Here is a 14,162-nt window from a genome sequence, read left to right on the forward strand (position 1 = left end):
ATCTTGTCACCAAGACAAGTTGGTGTCTTTGCCGGTTTCGCCGCCTGCCTTAGGCCTTTCAATCCAGGCCACCAGGCGGCGCTGATCGCCGCCGCATCCAGCGGAAGCGAGCGTTCATGACTTCTTTTGCCCCCGTGCACTCCGTCGATTACATCACCGTCGACGTCTTCACTGAAGATCGTTTCGCCGGTAACCAGCTTGCCGTCATCCCGGACGCACGGGGTTTAAGCGATGCGCAGATGCAGGCGATCGCAACCGAGTTCGGCTATTCCGAAGTCACCTTCGTGCTGCCGCCGGAGGATCCTGCCAACAGCGCGCGGGTGCGCATTTTCACGCCGACGATGGAGATCCCCTTCGCCGGACATCCGAATGTCGGCACCGCCTTCGTGCTTGGCCAGCAGGCGGAGATTTTCGGCCGGGCGCCCGGCGATCACCTGCGGTTTGAAGAGCTCGCCGGGCTGGTCGAGGTCGCCCTGTCGCGCGCCGATGGCGCGGTGAAGGAAGCGCGTATCGTCGTGCCGCGCGCCTTGAGCATTGGACCCAGCATCGATGTCGAGACGATCGCCGCCTGCGCCATGGTCGCACCCGATGCCGTCAGCACCGCCAACCATGCGCCGGTGCGCGTTTCCGTCGGCCTGCCCTTCGCGGTCGCGGAACTGAAAGACGTAGCCGCGCTGTCGGCGGCGCGTCCCAACGTCACCGCCTTCGAGGCCGCCAATCGGCGCTACAAGCCGGATGAGGACAGCTTCAGCCTGTTCCTCTATGCCCGCTCGGCCGAAAAGCCATGGCAGCTGCGCGCCCGCATGTTTGCACCGCTCGACAACGTCATTGAGGACCCGGCGACCGGCAGCGCCTCGGCTGCGCTTGGCGCCTATCTCGTTTCGCTTCTGCCTGAAGAGACCATCGACGTCGATCTGACGATCGAGCAAGGCGTCGAGATGGGGCGCCGAAGCATCATCGAGGTCAGCGTCAGCAAGCAAGGCGGCACCGTAGGCAAAACCAGCATTGCCGGCGCCTGCGTGACTGCGATGCGCGGTTCCATCGCGCTCTAAACACCCGCAAGACGCTGACCGGCGGCGCGAGCGAACCCGCATGCGTGCCTTCGGCGAACCCATTGACTCTTAATTAGGCGCCATACTATATGGCGCCTGATGGATATGCTTGAGCAAAAGCACCTCGCCCTGATCACCGAAGCCGAACAGCGCGGACACTTACCAACCGCCAACCTGCGTCTGTGCTTCGAAGTCATGGCACTTGCCGCCGCCATCGATCGCGACTGCGCTACGCGGCTCGCGCCACACAATCTCTCAGAGGGAAAGTTCGTTCTGCTTTTCCTGCTGCACCAGCTGCCGCAGGGATTGTCGCCATATGAGCTTGCCGATCGGGCCGGCGTCACACGCGCAACCGTTACCGGACTTCTGGACGGGCTGGAGCGGGACGGCTTTCTCGCGAGGCAGCAGAGCAAGGACGATCGCCGAAAGGTGCTGGTGCAGTTGTCGCCGAAGGGCGAGAATGCAGCGCGCGAGCTGTTCGACACGCACACGCGCTGGATTGCATCGCTGGTTGCCGGTTTCGACGAGCGCGACCGACAGACGCTAAGTACGCTCATCCAGCGCGCGTGGCGCAACACCGACGCCGGCCGAAAGGCCGTATTGACGACGGCTGGAAACGAGATCGAGCCATGAGCCCTGCCCCACGACGCGTGCAGGATATCGACCCGCAACGGCTCGCGCTGTTGAATGCGGGAGCGGCGCAAACCTCGACGCTGACCGAATGCCTCGCGGTCGATTTCGCGGCGCTGATGCGGTCGGCCGTACCGGAAGTCGGCGACGATGCACTCGCCAGCATCGGCGCCATAGCCGGCACCGGCATTTCCAAACGCATGGCGCTCGCAGCAGGATTGATCCGCGGCCGGCTTGGCGATGGCGCAGTGACAAGGCTGCAGCAACACCAGTCCGACACGGTCAGGGGCTGGGCGTGCTTCGTGATCGGCGCAAATCCAGCGCTCACGCTTGAACAACGCCTCGAAGCGATCCGGCCGCTTGCCGACGACCCGCACTTCGGCGTGCGTGAATGGGCCTGGATGGCCGTGCGGCCGCATCTCGCCGCCGATCTCAAAGCGGCGATAACGCTTCTTGGCCGCTGGACCGCCTCCCCCTCCGACCGTCTGCGCCGGTTTGCAAGCGAAGCGACGCGCCCCCGTGGGGTCTGGTGCAGCCATATCCCGACGCTCAAAGACAATCCGGAAATGGCACTAATCATCCTCGAACCGTTGAACGCCGACCCCTCGCGCTACGTTCAGGACTCCGTCGGCAACTGGCTGAACGACGCGGCCAAGGACCGGCCCGACTGGGTTCGCGATCTCTGCGCCTCCTGGCAACGCAAGCAAGACAGCGCCGCCACCGCCCGGATCTGCAAGCGCGCACTTCGATCCATCGATTGATCCTGAAAAGAGAATGCATGCCCCACTATCTGAGCGAACTCTATACCTCGAAGCGAACATGGCTGTCGCTTGACGCCGTCGCGCGGCAGCAGTTTTTCGAGACCGTCGGCCATGGCATGGCCAAGTTATCGGATCTCGGGGTCGAGCCTATCGCCTTTGGCGAGGTGGATGCCGGCAAGCTTCATGCCGCATCGCAGTCCTATTTCGCCATCTGGCGCGTCCCCGATGAAGCAGCGCTTGATGCCCTGGTCTCGGGCATCGCGGCGGCCGGCTGGCACGACTATTTCGAAACGATCAACGCCGCCGGTCGCGGGACCGACCTGCCCGGCCACCTTGCCCAACTGGCGGCAGCCCGTAGCTGACGCACGCGAGGGGGAGAGGGCCGTTCAACTCCGGCCGGCGCGCTCGACCACCTGCTCGATAAACTGCGTCTTGGCCGCGGTATAGCCGTCGCCATCGAAGGCAAATGTCGCGGCAAGGCTTCGCTTCAGCGCTGCGTAGGCGTCGACCGTCTCGCGGCTTTGACGAAGCTGATCACGAAAGATCAGGCGACGGCGATGGGTGTCGTTGTGTGGCGAACAGAGATAGACGCGCCGCCCCGGCGATCCCTGCTTGGCGAATGCCCAGACGCCATCGTCATATCTGTTCCCCCGTGACATAAAGCCGTCGGCGACGAGCGCCGCGCCGCCGGCGGCAATTGCTTCCGGTCTGCACAGCGTCACATCGATATCGATGATCGGCTTGGCGATGAGCCCGGGAACTGCAGTGCTGCCGATATGGTCGATTGCGACCGTGGCGGAGCCAAGCAGGCTCGCCAGATGCTTCGACATCTCCGCAAATGCTTGCGGCCACGCATCGTCGTAGGCGATGACTTCGACCAGCGTCGGCATGCTCTTCCCTTTGCTCGAAGCCCTGTCGCTTGCCGGATCGTGCCCGGCGGTCGAGGGGTCGCAGTCAGGCGTTTTCTTTGGGCACCAGGGCAACGATATCGGCAAAAATATCCTGCCATTCGGTATCGTCCATTTCGGCAAAACCGAAACTGCGCAGTAGGAAGGCGCCTTCCGTTGCGAGAAAGGCAAGACGCGCCCGGCGCCCCTCCTCGGTCGACAGATCGAGGCTGTCGAGGCGCCCGCGATACCAGGCCCGGTTCTTTTCCATATGGTCTTCGCGCTGCAGGAGCGCTGCCATCATCCCGGACGTGCGGGCATTCTCCGCCGTGTTCATGCGCGCCGTCACCTCCGCGTGCGCGCGCATCGCCGTTACCGGATCCGTCTCGTCTCCGACTTCGGCGGCGACCGCGCTGTCGAACTCGTTGAACCAGCGTTCCATCATCGCGTCGATCAGGCCGTCCTTGTTACCGAAGCAATATTGAACCCCGCCCTTGGTGATGCCCGCCGCCTTGGCCACCGCGTCGATCGTCAGGCCGGCAGCACCGACGGCGCTGACGGTCGCCTCCGCCGCATCCAGCACCTTGTCGCGATCGATCGTCCGGCGTCGTCCCATTTCAGATTCCCTCTTTCAATTCCATACGTATGTATTTATATAATCGCTCTGAAGTCAACAAGGCCATAGGTCCCGCAGGCAGCGGGTCGGCCACAGAGGTGTACCATGTCCCCGCATAATCGCTGGCTCATTCTTGCCATCGTGTCGAGCGCGCTGCTGCTGATCGTTGTCGATATGACCGTGCTTTACACGGCGCTGCCCCGGCTGACCCACGATCTTGGCGCGTCCGCGTCGGAAAAGCTCTGGATCGTCAATGCCTATGCGCTGGTCGTTGCCGGCCTACTGCCGGGGCTCGGCACGCTCGGCGACCGGCTCGGCCACAAGCGGCCGTTCATTGCCGGTCTTGCCGTCTTCGGCCTCGCTTCGCTGCTGGCGGCCTATGCCTCGAACCCGTCGATCCTGATTACCGGCCGCGTGCTTCTTGCCGTCGGCGCCGCGCTGATGATGCCGGCAACGCTTTCGATCATCCGGCTGACCTTCACCGACGAGCGTGAGCGGGCGCTGGCGATCGGCGTCTGGGCTGCCATCGCCTCGGGTGGCGCGGCGATCGGCCCGGTGCTCGGCGGGTTCCTGCTCGAATACTTCTGGTGGGGCTCGGTCTTCCTCATCAATGTGCCGATCGTCGCCGTGGCCTTGCTGCTCGGCGTTGTCGTGCTTCCCGACAGCAAGGGCAACAAGGATCACCCGTGGGATCCGCTCGGCTCCGTCCAGATCATGGTCGGCCTGGTCGGGCTTGCCTATGCCATCAAGGAGATGAGCAAGCGCGAACCCTCGGCTGAAGCCGGGCTCATCGCCGCCGCCATCGGCGTCGTAGCGCTTCTCCTCTTCGTGCGCAGGCAGAGGCGCAGCCCGCACCCGATGATCGACTTCGGCCTGTTCCGCAACGCCGCCTTCTCCTCGGGCGTCGCCGCAGCCCTTGTCGCATCCGCGGCCATCGTCGGCGTCGAGCTCGTGCTCAGCCAGCGGCTGCAGCTTGTCGCCGGGTATTCGCCGCTTGAGGCCGGCATTTTCATCCTGCCGATCCCGCTTGCGGCCTTCGTCGCCGGTCCGCTTACCGGCATGATGCTGCCGCGCCTCGGCGCCGAGATGGTGCTGCGCACCGGCCTTATCACCGCAGCTGCCGGCCTCGGTGCGTTTCTTGCCGTGCACGAAGCCGGCGTGCTCGCTCAGATCGTCAGCCTGGTCGTGCTCGGCCTTGGCATTGGCGCTTCGATGACGGCAGCCTCCAGCGCCATCATGTCCAACGCCGCGCCGGAACGCGCCGGCATGGCCGCCTCCATCGAGGAGGTTTCCTTCGAACTTGGCGGCGCCATCGGCATCGCCGTGCTCGGCAGCGTGATGTCGGCTGTCTACACCGCCTTCGTCATGCTGCCGGAAGGGGCGGGCATATCGGCGATCGCACGCGACAGCCTGGACGAGGCGTTGATATTGGCGGAAAAACTGTCGTCGAATGATGCCGAAAATCTAGTGGCACTCGCCAAAGCGGCCTTCGAGAAGGCGTTCGTCGCCGTCGTCCTTTTGGCAACAGGCCTCCTGTTTGCCACCGGCGCCGGCATCTGGTGGTTTACGCGCGGCAATCGCCTACAACGCCGCGCGTCTTATTAGACGCGCAAAAGTCGCCGTAGCACTTTGAATTGCTGCATGTCTTTATCCTTAAATCGAATGCGATTTCAGGAAACGTGCAGTCGCGCCGGTCGGGTCCTACCGGGCGCACTGATTTCAGGTGGTCAGTGCTTTGCTGCCTCGCACTGGGCGATCGCTGCCACCAACGCCTCGAAACGCACATGGTGGCGAACGGCGTCCAGGTCGGAGTCCTGCTTGAACCAAAGCAGCTGGTAACAGGAACTTTGCGGCAACAGGCTCTCGAGCATGTCGAGCGCCGTGTCGACATCGCCGAGGATCGAATGGACGCAGGCCGTGTTGTAGCGTGCAACAACATCATCCGGATCGATGGCGATCGCGCACGCCGCCCATTCACGCGCGCGCTCTGCTTCGCCCATATGGGCCAGCGCCAGGGCGCCGCGATGGGCCGGACCGGAATTCTCCGGATGCAGCTCCAGCGCCCGCTCGGCCCGGGAAATACCAATCTTCGCCCAGTGTCCCCGCTCGGTTTCCTGGCCCAGCGACTTGTAGGCGCTCATCAGGTGGATCGGCGAGAGATAGTCATCCGGGCTGATTTCCGCGGCCCGCTTGAAGAACTGGATCGCCGTCTCGAACTCGCCGCGCATGAAGAGAAAGCGGCCATAGTGAAAGTTTGCCTCGTAGAGCTGCGGATCAAGCGTCAAGGCGCGCTCAAACTCGGCAACGGCCTCTTCGCTTTGCCCGTCCTGGTGCAGGACCAATCCCCGGGAAGCGTGCGCTTCCGCCAGGTTCGGATCGAGCGCCAGCGCCCGCTCGCTCGTGCTCAGAATGCTCTCGAGCGGGAATTCGTGCTCGTGCCAGTCGCGAAGAGCGGATTCGCAATCGGCGATGCCGGCATAGGCGCGGGCAAAATTCGGGTCGAGCTCGACGGCCTTCAGGAACATCCGCCGGGCGAGCAGCAGATAGTAACGGGTCCAGGCGTGCGAGAATCGCCGCCCGCGTAGATAGTAAGTGTAGGCCTCGACGCTCGTCGTCGGATCGCTCTCGATCGCCTTCTTCTCCTCAGGCAACAGCTTGATGCGCAATTGGTCGACGATGGCGTGAGTGATCTCGTCCTGGATGGCGAAGATATCGGTGAGATCGCGGTCGTAGCGGTCGGCCCAAAGATGCGTGCCTGTCAGCGCATCGATCAGCTGCCCGGTGATGCGCACCCGCGCGCCGGCCTTGCGCACACTGCCTTCGAGGATGAACCGAACGCCCAGTTCCTGCGCCACGGTTTTGACCCGGACAGACCGTCCCTTGTAGGTAAAGACCGTGTTGCGGGCGACCACGTGCAACTGCGAGATCTTCGACAGGTCGGTGATGATGTCTTCGGTGATGCCGTCGGAGAAATATTCCTGCTCCGGGTCATGGCTCATATTGGTGAAGGGCAGCACGGCGACGGAAAGCCCGTAACCATCGTCCACCGTTACCGTATGGGACCCATTCAACACCTTGGCGATCTTGGTCGGCGCCCCCAGCGCCACCGAATAGACATGCACACCCGCTGCGATGTTCTTCAGCGCGTGCTGTCCCTTGTCGACGAAGCCGACATCCAGCCTCGAGCCGACATGGTCGCGAACGGAGGCGGAGACGGCAATGCCGGAGGGCTCGGCCAGGCCTTCGAGCCGGGCTGCGACATTGACGCCGTCGCCGAAGATATCGCCGTCCTCGACGATCACGTCGCCCAGATGCACGCCGATGCGCAGTTCGATACGCTTCAACTGCGGCACGTCTTCGTTGCGGATAAGCATGCCGCGCTGAATGTCGACGGCACAAGCAACCGCGTTCACGACACTCGCGAACTCGACCAGAATGCCGTCGCCGGTCAGTTTGACAATCCGACCCTTGTGTCGGCTGACCTTGGGATCGACCAGCTCGTTCTTGTGCCGCTTCATGGCGGCCAGCGTGCCGGTCTCATCAGCGCCTATGAGGCGGCTGTAGCCCACGACATCGGCAGCAAGGATGGCAGCAAGGCGGCGTTCCAAGTAACCCCCGATTTCATCTCCTGGGTGAAGTATACAATCTAGCGCGTTCTTCATCATCTGTCCTGCGCACTTTTCTGGGTACGACGAATGACCGAAGAACCGGATAACACACTAGGCCAGATGGCGAAGTTTCCAAGGAAACCACCATCCTAACACTATGGGATTACTTCGTTCGCCGTATCACGGTCGAATGAGAACCGTGATCATCATCATGACGATCGCAAACACTGCGATCTTCCAGAAATCGCGACGCTGCCTCAGACCGGGCAGGCCGATCGGCCAGATCAGCTGGATGGCCATCGCCAGAAGCAGAATGAGCGCCAGCGCCTTCGACATATCCAGCCTATCCCCGGGTAAATTCCCGCAACTCGGCGGAACTGTCACGCCGCCGTCACCTTGTCGTCGTAGCAGCGCAGGCCGTCAGCACGCGCAACTGCTTATGATCCCGAAATTCGATATCGATTCTTGGGATGATGCATTAGAGGGCTATTGTTTCCGCCGCCGATTTGCAATGACCGGCCGGACAGAATCCGGCTGGCAATTCCGGGCACACCGCCCTAACTTGCTGACGGCAGAACGATTTTCGGATGGATGATGAGAAAAAACCTGCTCCCCGTCGCCTCGCTCCTGCTGGGCACGCTGTTTCTCTTCCTGGGCAACGGCCTGCAGGGCCTGCTTTTGCCGGTCAGAGGCACGGCCGAGGGCTATCCCACCACCATCCTTGGCCTGATCGGCACGTCCTGGGCGGCCGGCTTCGTGCTTGGCTGCTTCTTTGCACCTAATGTCGTCAAGCGCATCGGCCATGTGCGCGCCTTCAGCGTCTTTACCTCGATGATTGCCATCGTCGCGTTGATGACCGGCATCCTGATCGACCCGACCTGGTGGCTGATCCTGCGTGCGCTGACCGGTTTTTCCACTGCCGGCACCTCGATGATCATCGAAAGCTGGCTCAACGAGCGCGCCACCAATGAGAGCCGCGGCGTCATCTTTTCCCTCTATATCGCCATCACGCTCTTCGGCGTCGTCGGCGGCCAGATGATGATCCCGTTCGGCGATACCTCCACCAGCACCCTCTTCATGATCTGCGGTATTCTCTATTGCGTCGCTATGCTGCCGACCCTGCTCTCGAAGGCCGCCTCGCCGCAGCCGCTGAAGCAGGTCCAGCTCGACCTGCGCGGGCTCTATCGCAATTCCCCGGTCTCGTTCCTCGGCATCCTGCTCGTCGGCATCGCCAACGGCGCTTTCGGCACGCTCGGCGCCGTCTTCGGCCGCCAGGCGGGCCTCTCCGACAGCACTGTCGCGGCGATGATGAGCGTGGCGATCTTTGCCGGCGCGGTGATGCAGCTGCCGGCCGGGCGCCTGTCCGATCGCATCGATCGACGCTACGTGCTTGCCGCCCTTGCCGGTGTCGGTGCGCTGGCGGGGCTCCTGATCTTCCTAGTCGAACCAAGCCAGGTCTGGATCGTGCTCACCCTGATTGCGATCTATGGCGCAGCCGCCAACGCGCTCTACCCGATCGCCGTTTCGCATGCCAACGACTTTGCGACAGCCGAGGATTTCGTTAAGGTTTCCGGCGGATTGCTGCTGCTCTACGGCATCGGCACCATTATCGGCCCGACCATCGGCGGCCCGGTGATGACTGCGACCGGCCCCTACGGGCTGTTCATGATCACCGCCTGCGCCCACATCCTCATCACCGCCTACGCCATCATCCGCAGCCGCATGCGCGCGCCGGTTCCCGTCGCCGAGCGCGATGCCTTCTCGCCGATCAATGCCGGAACGGCAATGACGCCCGAGAGCCTGCAGCTCTCGCCGCGCGCAGCACCGTTCGATGAAACACATGATGACGACGACGGCGATATCGACCCCGAACAGGAGGAGAAGTCGAATGGGCCTGTTTGACGAAGACCAACCCAAGAAGAAGCTGGCGCATGAGATCGGCAGCGACCTGTCGCTGCTGTCCGTCGACGAGCTCACACAGCGCATCGCGCTGCTGAAGGAGGAAATCGCCCGGCTCGAGGCGGAGCGCGAGCGCAAATCCGCAAGCCGATCTGCGGCCGAGGGCCTGTTCCGCTGACGATCGCACAAGGACAAACGGCCCGAAACGGCGCTTTCTTAACGGTATATTAAGCATTCTCTGCGATTGTCTGTTTATCCGGAGCTTTCCGGACTCAGACAATTTCTCCGACTGGCGAATGGGTCTGATTTTTCTCCCTGTTTTACCTTGAGAGCCGCTTTCCGCGGCTCTTTTTTTGTTTTGATATATGTCGCTGCAAAGAATTGTGGAGATTAACCCTTTCTTAAGAATGCTCTTGCGCGAAATGCGCTATGGCATCATTCTTCAGGCATAGAGGCGGCAAGGAAACTTTTCCCAAAACCGCCCGTTACCCGACTGTCGTGATGCGTTTGAACCAGGGAAAACAGGTCATGTCCGAAAGAGGATTGAATACCGTCAGTTTCGCGGGACACGCGGCGGCGTCGGCGCAGTTCAAGGCGCTCTATTCGGAAGGCATGGGTCTGGTCGAAGAAACCGCGAGCTATCTCGACGGCCCCGGTCGCCTTGCCTCCAAGGTCCTCCCGCGCATGGCATCGGTCCTCTATGCAGCAGAATCCATGCGTCTGACCACGCGTCTCATGCAGATGGCATCCTGGCTCCTGCTTCAACGCGCTGTCAACAACGGTGAGATGAGCCGCGACCAGGTGCTGTCGGAAAAGAGCAAGGTTCGCCTCGACAGCTTCAACGTCGACCGCAGCGCGCCCGGCTGGAGTGAGCTGCCGGAAGCATTCCGCGACCTCATCGAGCGCTCGCTGCGCCTGCAGAACCGCGTCGCCTTGCTCGATCGCGAGATCTACCGTCCGCAGGAAGCCTCGACCTTCGTTCCTGATAACCAGAACGGCGTCAAGGCGCAGATCAAGCTCTTGCAGACGGCCTTCGGCACCAACTGATTTCAAAATATTCGGCAGTTCGCTGCCAACGAAACGAACCCGGCCTTGAGCCGGGTTTTTTCATGCGCGGCTTGAGCCGGCTCGCACGATCTCAATCATCAAAGATCGGCCTTAAGTCGGGACGGAAATCCGCACAACAAAAAGCCCGGCAGAGCCGGGCTTCGAAAACGCGCCAAGAGAGCGTGCGATTAGAGGCCGAGGCCTTCGAAACGCTTCTTGAACTTGGAGACGCGGCCGCCGCGGTCCATGAGCTGCTGGTTGCCGCCCGTCCAAGCCGGGTGCGACTTCGGGTCGATTTCCAGGTTCATGGTGGCGCCTGCCGAACCCCAGGTCGAGCGGGTTTCGTATTCGGTGCCGTCAGTCATGACCACCTTGATCAGGTGATAGTCGGGATGGATGTCTGCCTTCATAACGATCTTCCTAGAGTTCCAGGGTCCAATTGTCGCAAGGCATTGCGACTTCGAGACCGAACACGTAAATGAAGCCGCGGACCGGCTGATGGGCCACGGCTTCCCAATTCGATGCCGTGCCTATACATCAAGGTCCGCGGGATAACAAGTGCCGCGCGGAAGACTCATGGGCAAACCCGCCCCCTCCGTGATTGGCGAACGGGGGTCATGTGTCCGAACGAGCAAACCAGTCACCAGCGCGTAAATCCATTCGCCCTCTCGCCACGCTGCTGCCCTACCTCAAGCGCTACCGCCATCTGGTCATCGGCGCCGGGATTTCGCTCGTTATCGCTGCGGTGACGACGCTGACGCTGCCGCTCGCCGTCAGGCGCATGGTCGACAACGGCTTCTCCAATTCCGACAGCGGCTTCATCAATACCTATTTCTCGATGCTGATGATGCTCGCCATCATCCTGGCTTTGGCCAGTGCGGCCCGCTACTATTTCGTCATCACCCTTGGCGAGCGCATTGTCGCCGATCTCCGGCGCAACGTCTTCCAGCACGTCACCCGCCTTTCCGCGTCGTTCTTCGACGTGAACCAGTCGGGCGAGATCGTCTCGCGGCTGACCGCCGATACCACGCAGCTGAAGTCCGCCGTCGGCGCGACGGCATCGGTAGCACTTCGCAACCTGATCCTGTGTCTCGGCGCCATCGGCATGATGGTTTATACCAGCCCGAAGCTGTCGAGCCTGGTGCTGGCGGCAATCCCGGTGATCGTCTTCCCGCTGGTCGGCTTCGGCCGCTCCGTCCGCCGCCGCTCGCGCGAGGCACAGGACACCCTGGCGATGGCATCGGCCTATGCCGGCGAGGCGATCGCCGCCTCCCGCACCGTTCAGGCCTTCAACAGCGAGGACATCGCCAACAACCGCTTCGGCAACGCCGTCGAGGATGCCTTCGGCGCGGCACGCGCGGCCATCAAGGCCCGCTCGGTGCTGACGGCCTTCGCCATCACCATGGTGTTCGGTAGCGTTGTCGCCGTCCTGTGGTTCGGCGCGCGCGACGTGCTGGCGGGCAATCTCTCGGCCGGAACCCTCAGCCAGTTCCTGCTTTATTCGGTCTTCGCCGCCGGCAGCCTCGGCTCGCTATCGGAGGTCTGGGGCGAGCTCTCGCAGGCAGCCGGTGCCGCGGAGCGGTTGAACGAGCTCTTGACCGAAGTCCCGGAAATCGAGGCGCCCGCAAACCCCGTCGCCATGCCGGCGCCGCGCTCGGCGCCATCAGCTTCGACGAAGTCTATTTCGCCTACCCCGCGCGCCCTGATTACAAGAGCCTGAACGGCCTGAGCTTTGCGATCAAACCGGGTGAAACCGTCGCCATTGTCGGCCCATCCGGCGCGGGCAAGAGCACCGTCTTTTCGATGCTGCTGCGGTTCTACGATCCGGCAAAGGGTGCCATCACGGTCGATGGCGTCGATATCCGCACCGTGGACCCGAAGGATCTGCGCGACCGCCTGGCGATCGTGCCGCAGGACGTCACCATCTTCGCCTCCTCCGTCCACGACAACATTGCCTTCGGCCTGCCGGGTGCAAGCCGTGAAGCCGTGCGCGCCGCTGCCGTCGCCGCTCAGGCCGACGAATTCATCGGCCGGATGGAGAAGGGCTACGACACGCTTGTCGGCGAGCGTGGCATCACGCTCTCGGGCGGCCAGCGCCAGCGCATCGCCATTGCCCGCGCCATCCTGCGCAACGCGCCGATCCTTTTGCTCGACGAGGCGACCTCGGCGCTCGACGCCGAAAGCGAGACACTGGTGCAGAAGGCGCTCGAGGGCTTGCTGCATGAACGCACGACTGTTGTCATCGCCCACCGGCTCGCAACCGTCTTGAAGGCCGACCGCATCCTCGTGATGGAACACGGCCGGATCGTCGAAGAGGGAACCCATGCCTCGCTGATCCGGCAGGACGGGCTCTATGCCAAGCTGGCCCGTTTGCAGTTCAACCACGGAGCCCAGGAGCTGTTCCTGAACGCTGGGAAGTAAGACGACCACTACCATAGTCGCATGCCGGCATGTCCGGCATGCCATTGCAGCTGGAAAGCCGGACCCTATTCTATAGGTGCCGGCTTTTTTCGGCCGCCACGACCGATGTGGATTGTTCAGGGAGGAACCTAATGACATTTTCGAAGTTGACCCGCCGGGCGGCGCTTGCCCTCGGCTTCACCGCACTCACCGTTCTCGGCTCCGGCATCCAGGCGAATGCCCAGGACTTTCCGGATCGCGCAATCACCCTTGTCGTTCCCTTTGCCGCCGGCGGCTCGACCGACGTGGTCGCGCGGATCGTGGCGCAGAAGATGTCGGAGGATCTCGGCCAGCAGGTCATCGTCCAGAATGTCGCCGGCGCCGGTGGCAACCTCGGTGCCGACAATGTCGCGCGCGCCGACCCGGACGGCTATACGATCCTCATGGGCACGGTGGCGACGCACGCCCTCAACCCGCTGATCCTCAAGACCAAGCCCTATGACCCGGAAAAGGACTTCGCTCCGATCTCGCTTCTGGTCGTCGTTCCGAACGTGCTGGTGGTCAATCCGGAGCTGCCGGCCAAGACCGTCGAGGAGCTTCTGGCACTGCTCAAGGCCAAGCCCGATGAATATGCCTACGCTTCTTCCGGCAATGGCACGCCGCTGCACCTCTCCGGCGAGCTCTTCAAGAAGATGGCCGGCGTCAACATGCAGCATATCCCCTACAAGGGCGCCGGACCGGCGCTCAACGACGTCATCGGCAACCAGGTGCCGATCATGTTCGACAACCTGCCGTCCTCCTCCAGCCACATCAAGGCCGGCACCTTGCGGGCGCTTGCGGTAACGACCGCCGAACGCGCGCCATCCTTCCCCGACGTTCCGACGGTCGCGGAGGCAGGCATTCCGGGCTACGAAACCTATACCTGGAACGCGCTGTTTGCACCGGCCAACACGCCCGAGCCAGTTGTCGCCCGCCTGAACGAAGCCGCCAACAAAGCGCTTGCGGATCCGGCCGTGGTCGAGCGGATGAAGGAATTCAGCGCAACCATCGTCGGCTCGACGCCGCAGGAGCTTGCCGCGCATGTGAAGGCCGAGCTCGCAAAATGGACCCCTGTCGTTCGCGACGCCAACATCCAGATGGATTGATCGGAGTTACTTGACCCCATCTGCCGGATCGGCCCCTCATCCGGCTGCCGCCACCTTCTCCCCGCCTGCGGGGAGAAGGGATATGTGGCACGCTGGCGCAGGACTTGACCTCAACAA

At 62.7% G+C, this 14,162-nt stretch carries 14 protein-coding genes and 1 pseudogene; 10 read left to right on the plus strand and 5 right to left on the minus strand.

The annotated features are described in order from the left end of the window. Positions 1 to 134: 134 nt before the first annotated feature. From BKP54_RS06655 to BKP54_RS06670, 4 genes are all read left to right on the plus strand, one after another. The gene (locus BKP54_RS06655; RefSeq protein WP_025424762.1) at positions 135 to 1,052 is read left to right on the plus strand and encodes a PhzF family phenazine biosynthesis protein; all 918 of its coding nucleotides are present in this window, start codon (positions 135 to 137) and stop codon (positions 1,050 to 1,052) included. A gap of 99 nt (positions 1,053 to 1,151) precedes the next feature. Continuing rightward, positions 1,152 to 1,685 (plus strand): MarR family transcriptional regulator, encoded by a 534-nt coding sequence (locus BKP54_RS06660; protein ID WP_084814319.1) that lies wholly within the window; start codon positions 1,152 to 1,154, stop codon positions 1,683 to 1,685. Beyond that, entirely contained in the window at positions 1,682 to 2,443 is a 762-nt protein-coding gene (locus BKP54_RS06665; protein ID WP_025424764.1) for a DNA alkylation repair protein, read from the plus strand. The genes BKP54_RS06660 and BKP54_RS06665 overlap by 4 nt, the downstream gene beginning before the upstream one ends. 17 nt (positions 2,444 to 2,460) lie before the next feature. After that, the gene (locus BKP54_RS06670) at positions 2,461 to 2,805 is read left to right on the plus strand and encodes a DUF6616 family protein (RefSeq protein WP_025424765.1); all 345 of its coding nucleotides are present in this window, start codon (positions 2,461 to 2,463) and stop codon (positions 2,803 to 2,805) included. Between the two features lie 24 nt (positions 2,806 to 2,829). Here the strand turns inward: BKP54_RS06670 and BKP54_RS06675 are convergent, their stop codons facing one another. Beyond that, positions 2,830 to 3,333 carry a GrpB family protein gene (locus BKP54_RS06675; RefSeq protein ID WP_057221572.1) on the minus strand — a complete coding sequence of 168 codons (504 nt, stop codon included), beginning with the start codon at positions 3,331 to 3,333 and terminating at the stop codon, positions 2,830 to 2,832. 64 nt (positions 3,334 to 3,397) lie between these two features. Next, the gene (locus tag BKP54_RS06680) at positions 3,398 to 3,946 is read right to left on the minus strand and encodes a TetR/AcrR family transcriptional regulator (RefSeq protein ID WP_025424767.1); all 549 of its coding nucleotides are present in this window, start codon (positions 3,944 to 3,946) and stop codon (positions 3,398 to 3,400) included. Between the two features lie 105 nt (positions 3,947 to 4,051). Between BKP54_RS06680 and BKP54_RS06685 the strand changes: the two genes are divergently transcribed. Then, a complete protein-coding gene (locus BKP54_RS06685) occupies positions 4,052 to 5,551 on the plus strand; it encodes an MFS transporter (RefSeq protein ID WP_025424768.1) in 1,500 nt (499 codons plus the stop codon). Between the two features lie 122 nt (positions 5,552 to 5,673). Here the strand turns inward: BKP54_RS06685 and BKP54_RS06690 are convergent, their stop codons facing one another. Beyond that, on the minus strand, positions 5,674 to 7,608 hold the full coding sequence (locus tag BKP54_RS06690) for a tetratricopeptide repeat protein (RefSeq protein ID WP_128090377.1): 1,935 nt from the start codon (positions 7,606 to 7,608) through the stop codon (positions 5,674 to 5,676). A gap of 126 nt (positions 7,609 to 7,734) precedes the next feature. Beyond that, entirely contained in the window at positions 7,735 to 7,890 is a 156-nt protein-coding gene (locus BKP54_RS34920) for a hypothetical protein (protein ID WP_107027707.1), read from the minus strand. Positions 7,891 to 8,148: 258 nt separating this feature from the next. Here BKP54_RS34920 and BKP54_RS06695 point away from each other — a divergent pair, with 258 nt between their 5' ends. The 3 genes from BKP54_RS06695 to BKP54_RS06705 all read left to right on the plus strand — a co-directional run bounded on the left by BKP54_RS06695 (position 8,149) and on the right by BKP54_RS06705 (position 10,500). Then, positions 8,149 to 9,456: an MFS transporter gene (locus BKP54_RS06695; protein ID WP_025424770.1), complete on the plus strand. Its 1,308-nt coding sequence runs from the start codon at positions 8,149 to 8,151 to the stop codon at positions 9,454 to 9,456. Then, entirely contained in the window at positions 9,443 to 9,631 is a 189-nt protein-coding gene (locus tag BKP54_RS06700) for a DUF1192 domain-containing protein (RefSeq protein ID WP_057205668.1), read from the plus strand. Before BKP54_RS06695 ends, BKP54_RS06700 begins: the two co-directional genes overlap by 14 nt. Positions 9,632 to 9,981: 350 nt before the next feature. Continuing rightward, positions 9,982 to 10,500 carry a DUF1465 family protein gene (locus tag BKP54_RS06705; RefSeq protein ID WP_025424772.1) on the plus strand — a complete coding sequence of 173 codons (519 nt, stop codon included), beginning with the start codon at positions 9,982 to 9,984 and terminating at the stop codon, positions 10,498 to 10,500. A gap of 188 nt (positions 10,501 to 10,688) precedes the next feature. Here the strand turns inward: BKP54_RS06705 and rpmE are convergent, their stop codons facing one another. Further along, positions 10,689 to 10,910 carry a 50S ribosomal protein L31 gene (gene rpmE, locus BKP54_RS06710; protein ID WP_025424773.1) on the minus strand — a complete coding sequence of 74 codons (222 nt, stop codon included), beginning with the start codon at positions 10,908 to 10,910 and terminating at the stop codon, positions 10,689 to 10,691. Positions 10,911 to 11,119: 209 nt separating this feature from the next. Here rpmE and BKP54_RS06715 point away from each other — a divergent pair. Beyond that, positions 11,120 to 12,921 (plus strand): annotated as a pseudogene (locus BKP54_RS06715) (ABC transporter transmembrane domain-containing protein). Between the two features lie 131 nt (positions 12,922 to 13,052). After that, positions 13,053 to 14,045, plus strand: coding sequence for a tripartite tricarboxylate transporter substrate binding protein (locus tag BKP54_RS06720; RefSeq protein ID WP_025424775.1), 993 nt, complete (start codon positions 13,053 to 13,055; stop codon positions 14,043 to 14,045). Positions 14,046 to 14,162: the final 117 nt, after the last annotated feature.

The organism is Ensifer sp. 1H6, assembly GCF_001976035.1.
Classification (GTDB): Bacteria; Pseudomonadota; Alphaproteobacteria; order Rhizobiales; family Rhizobiaceae; genus Ensifer; species Ensifer canadensis.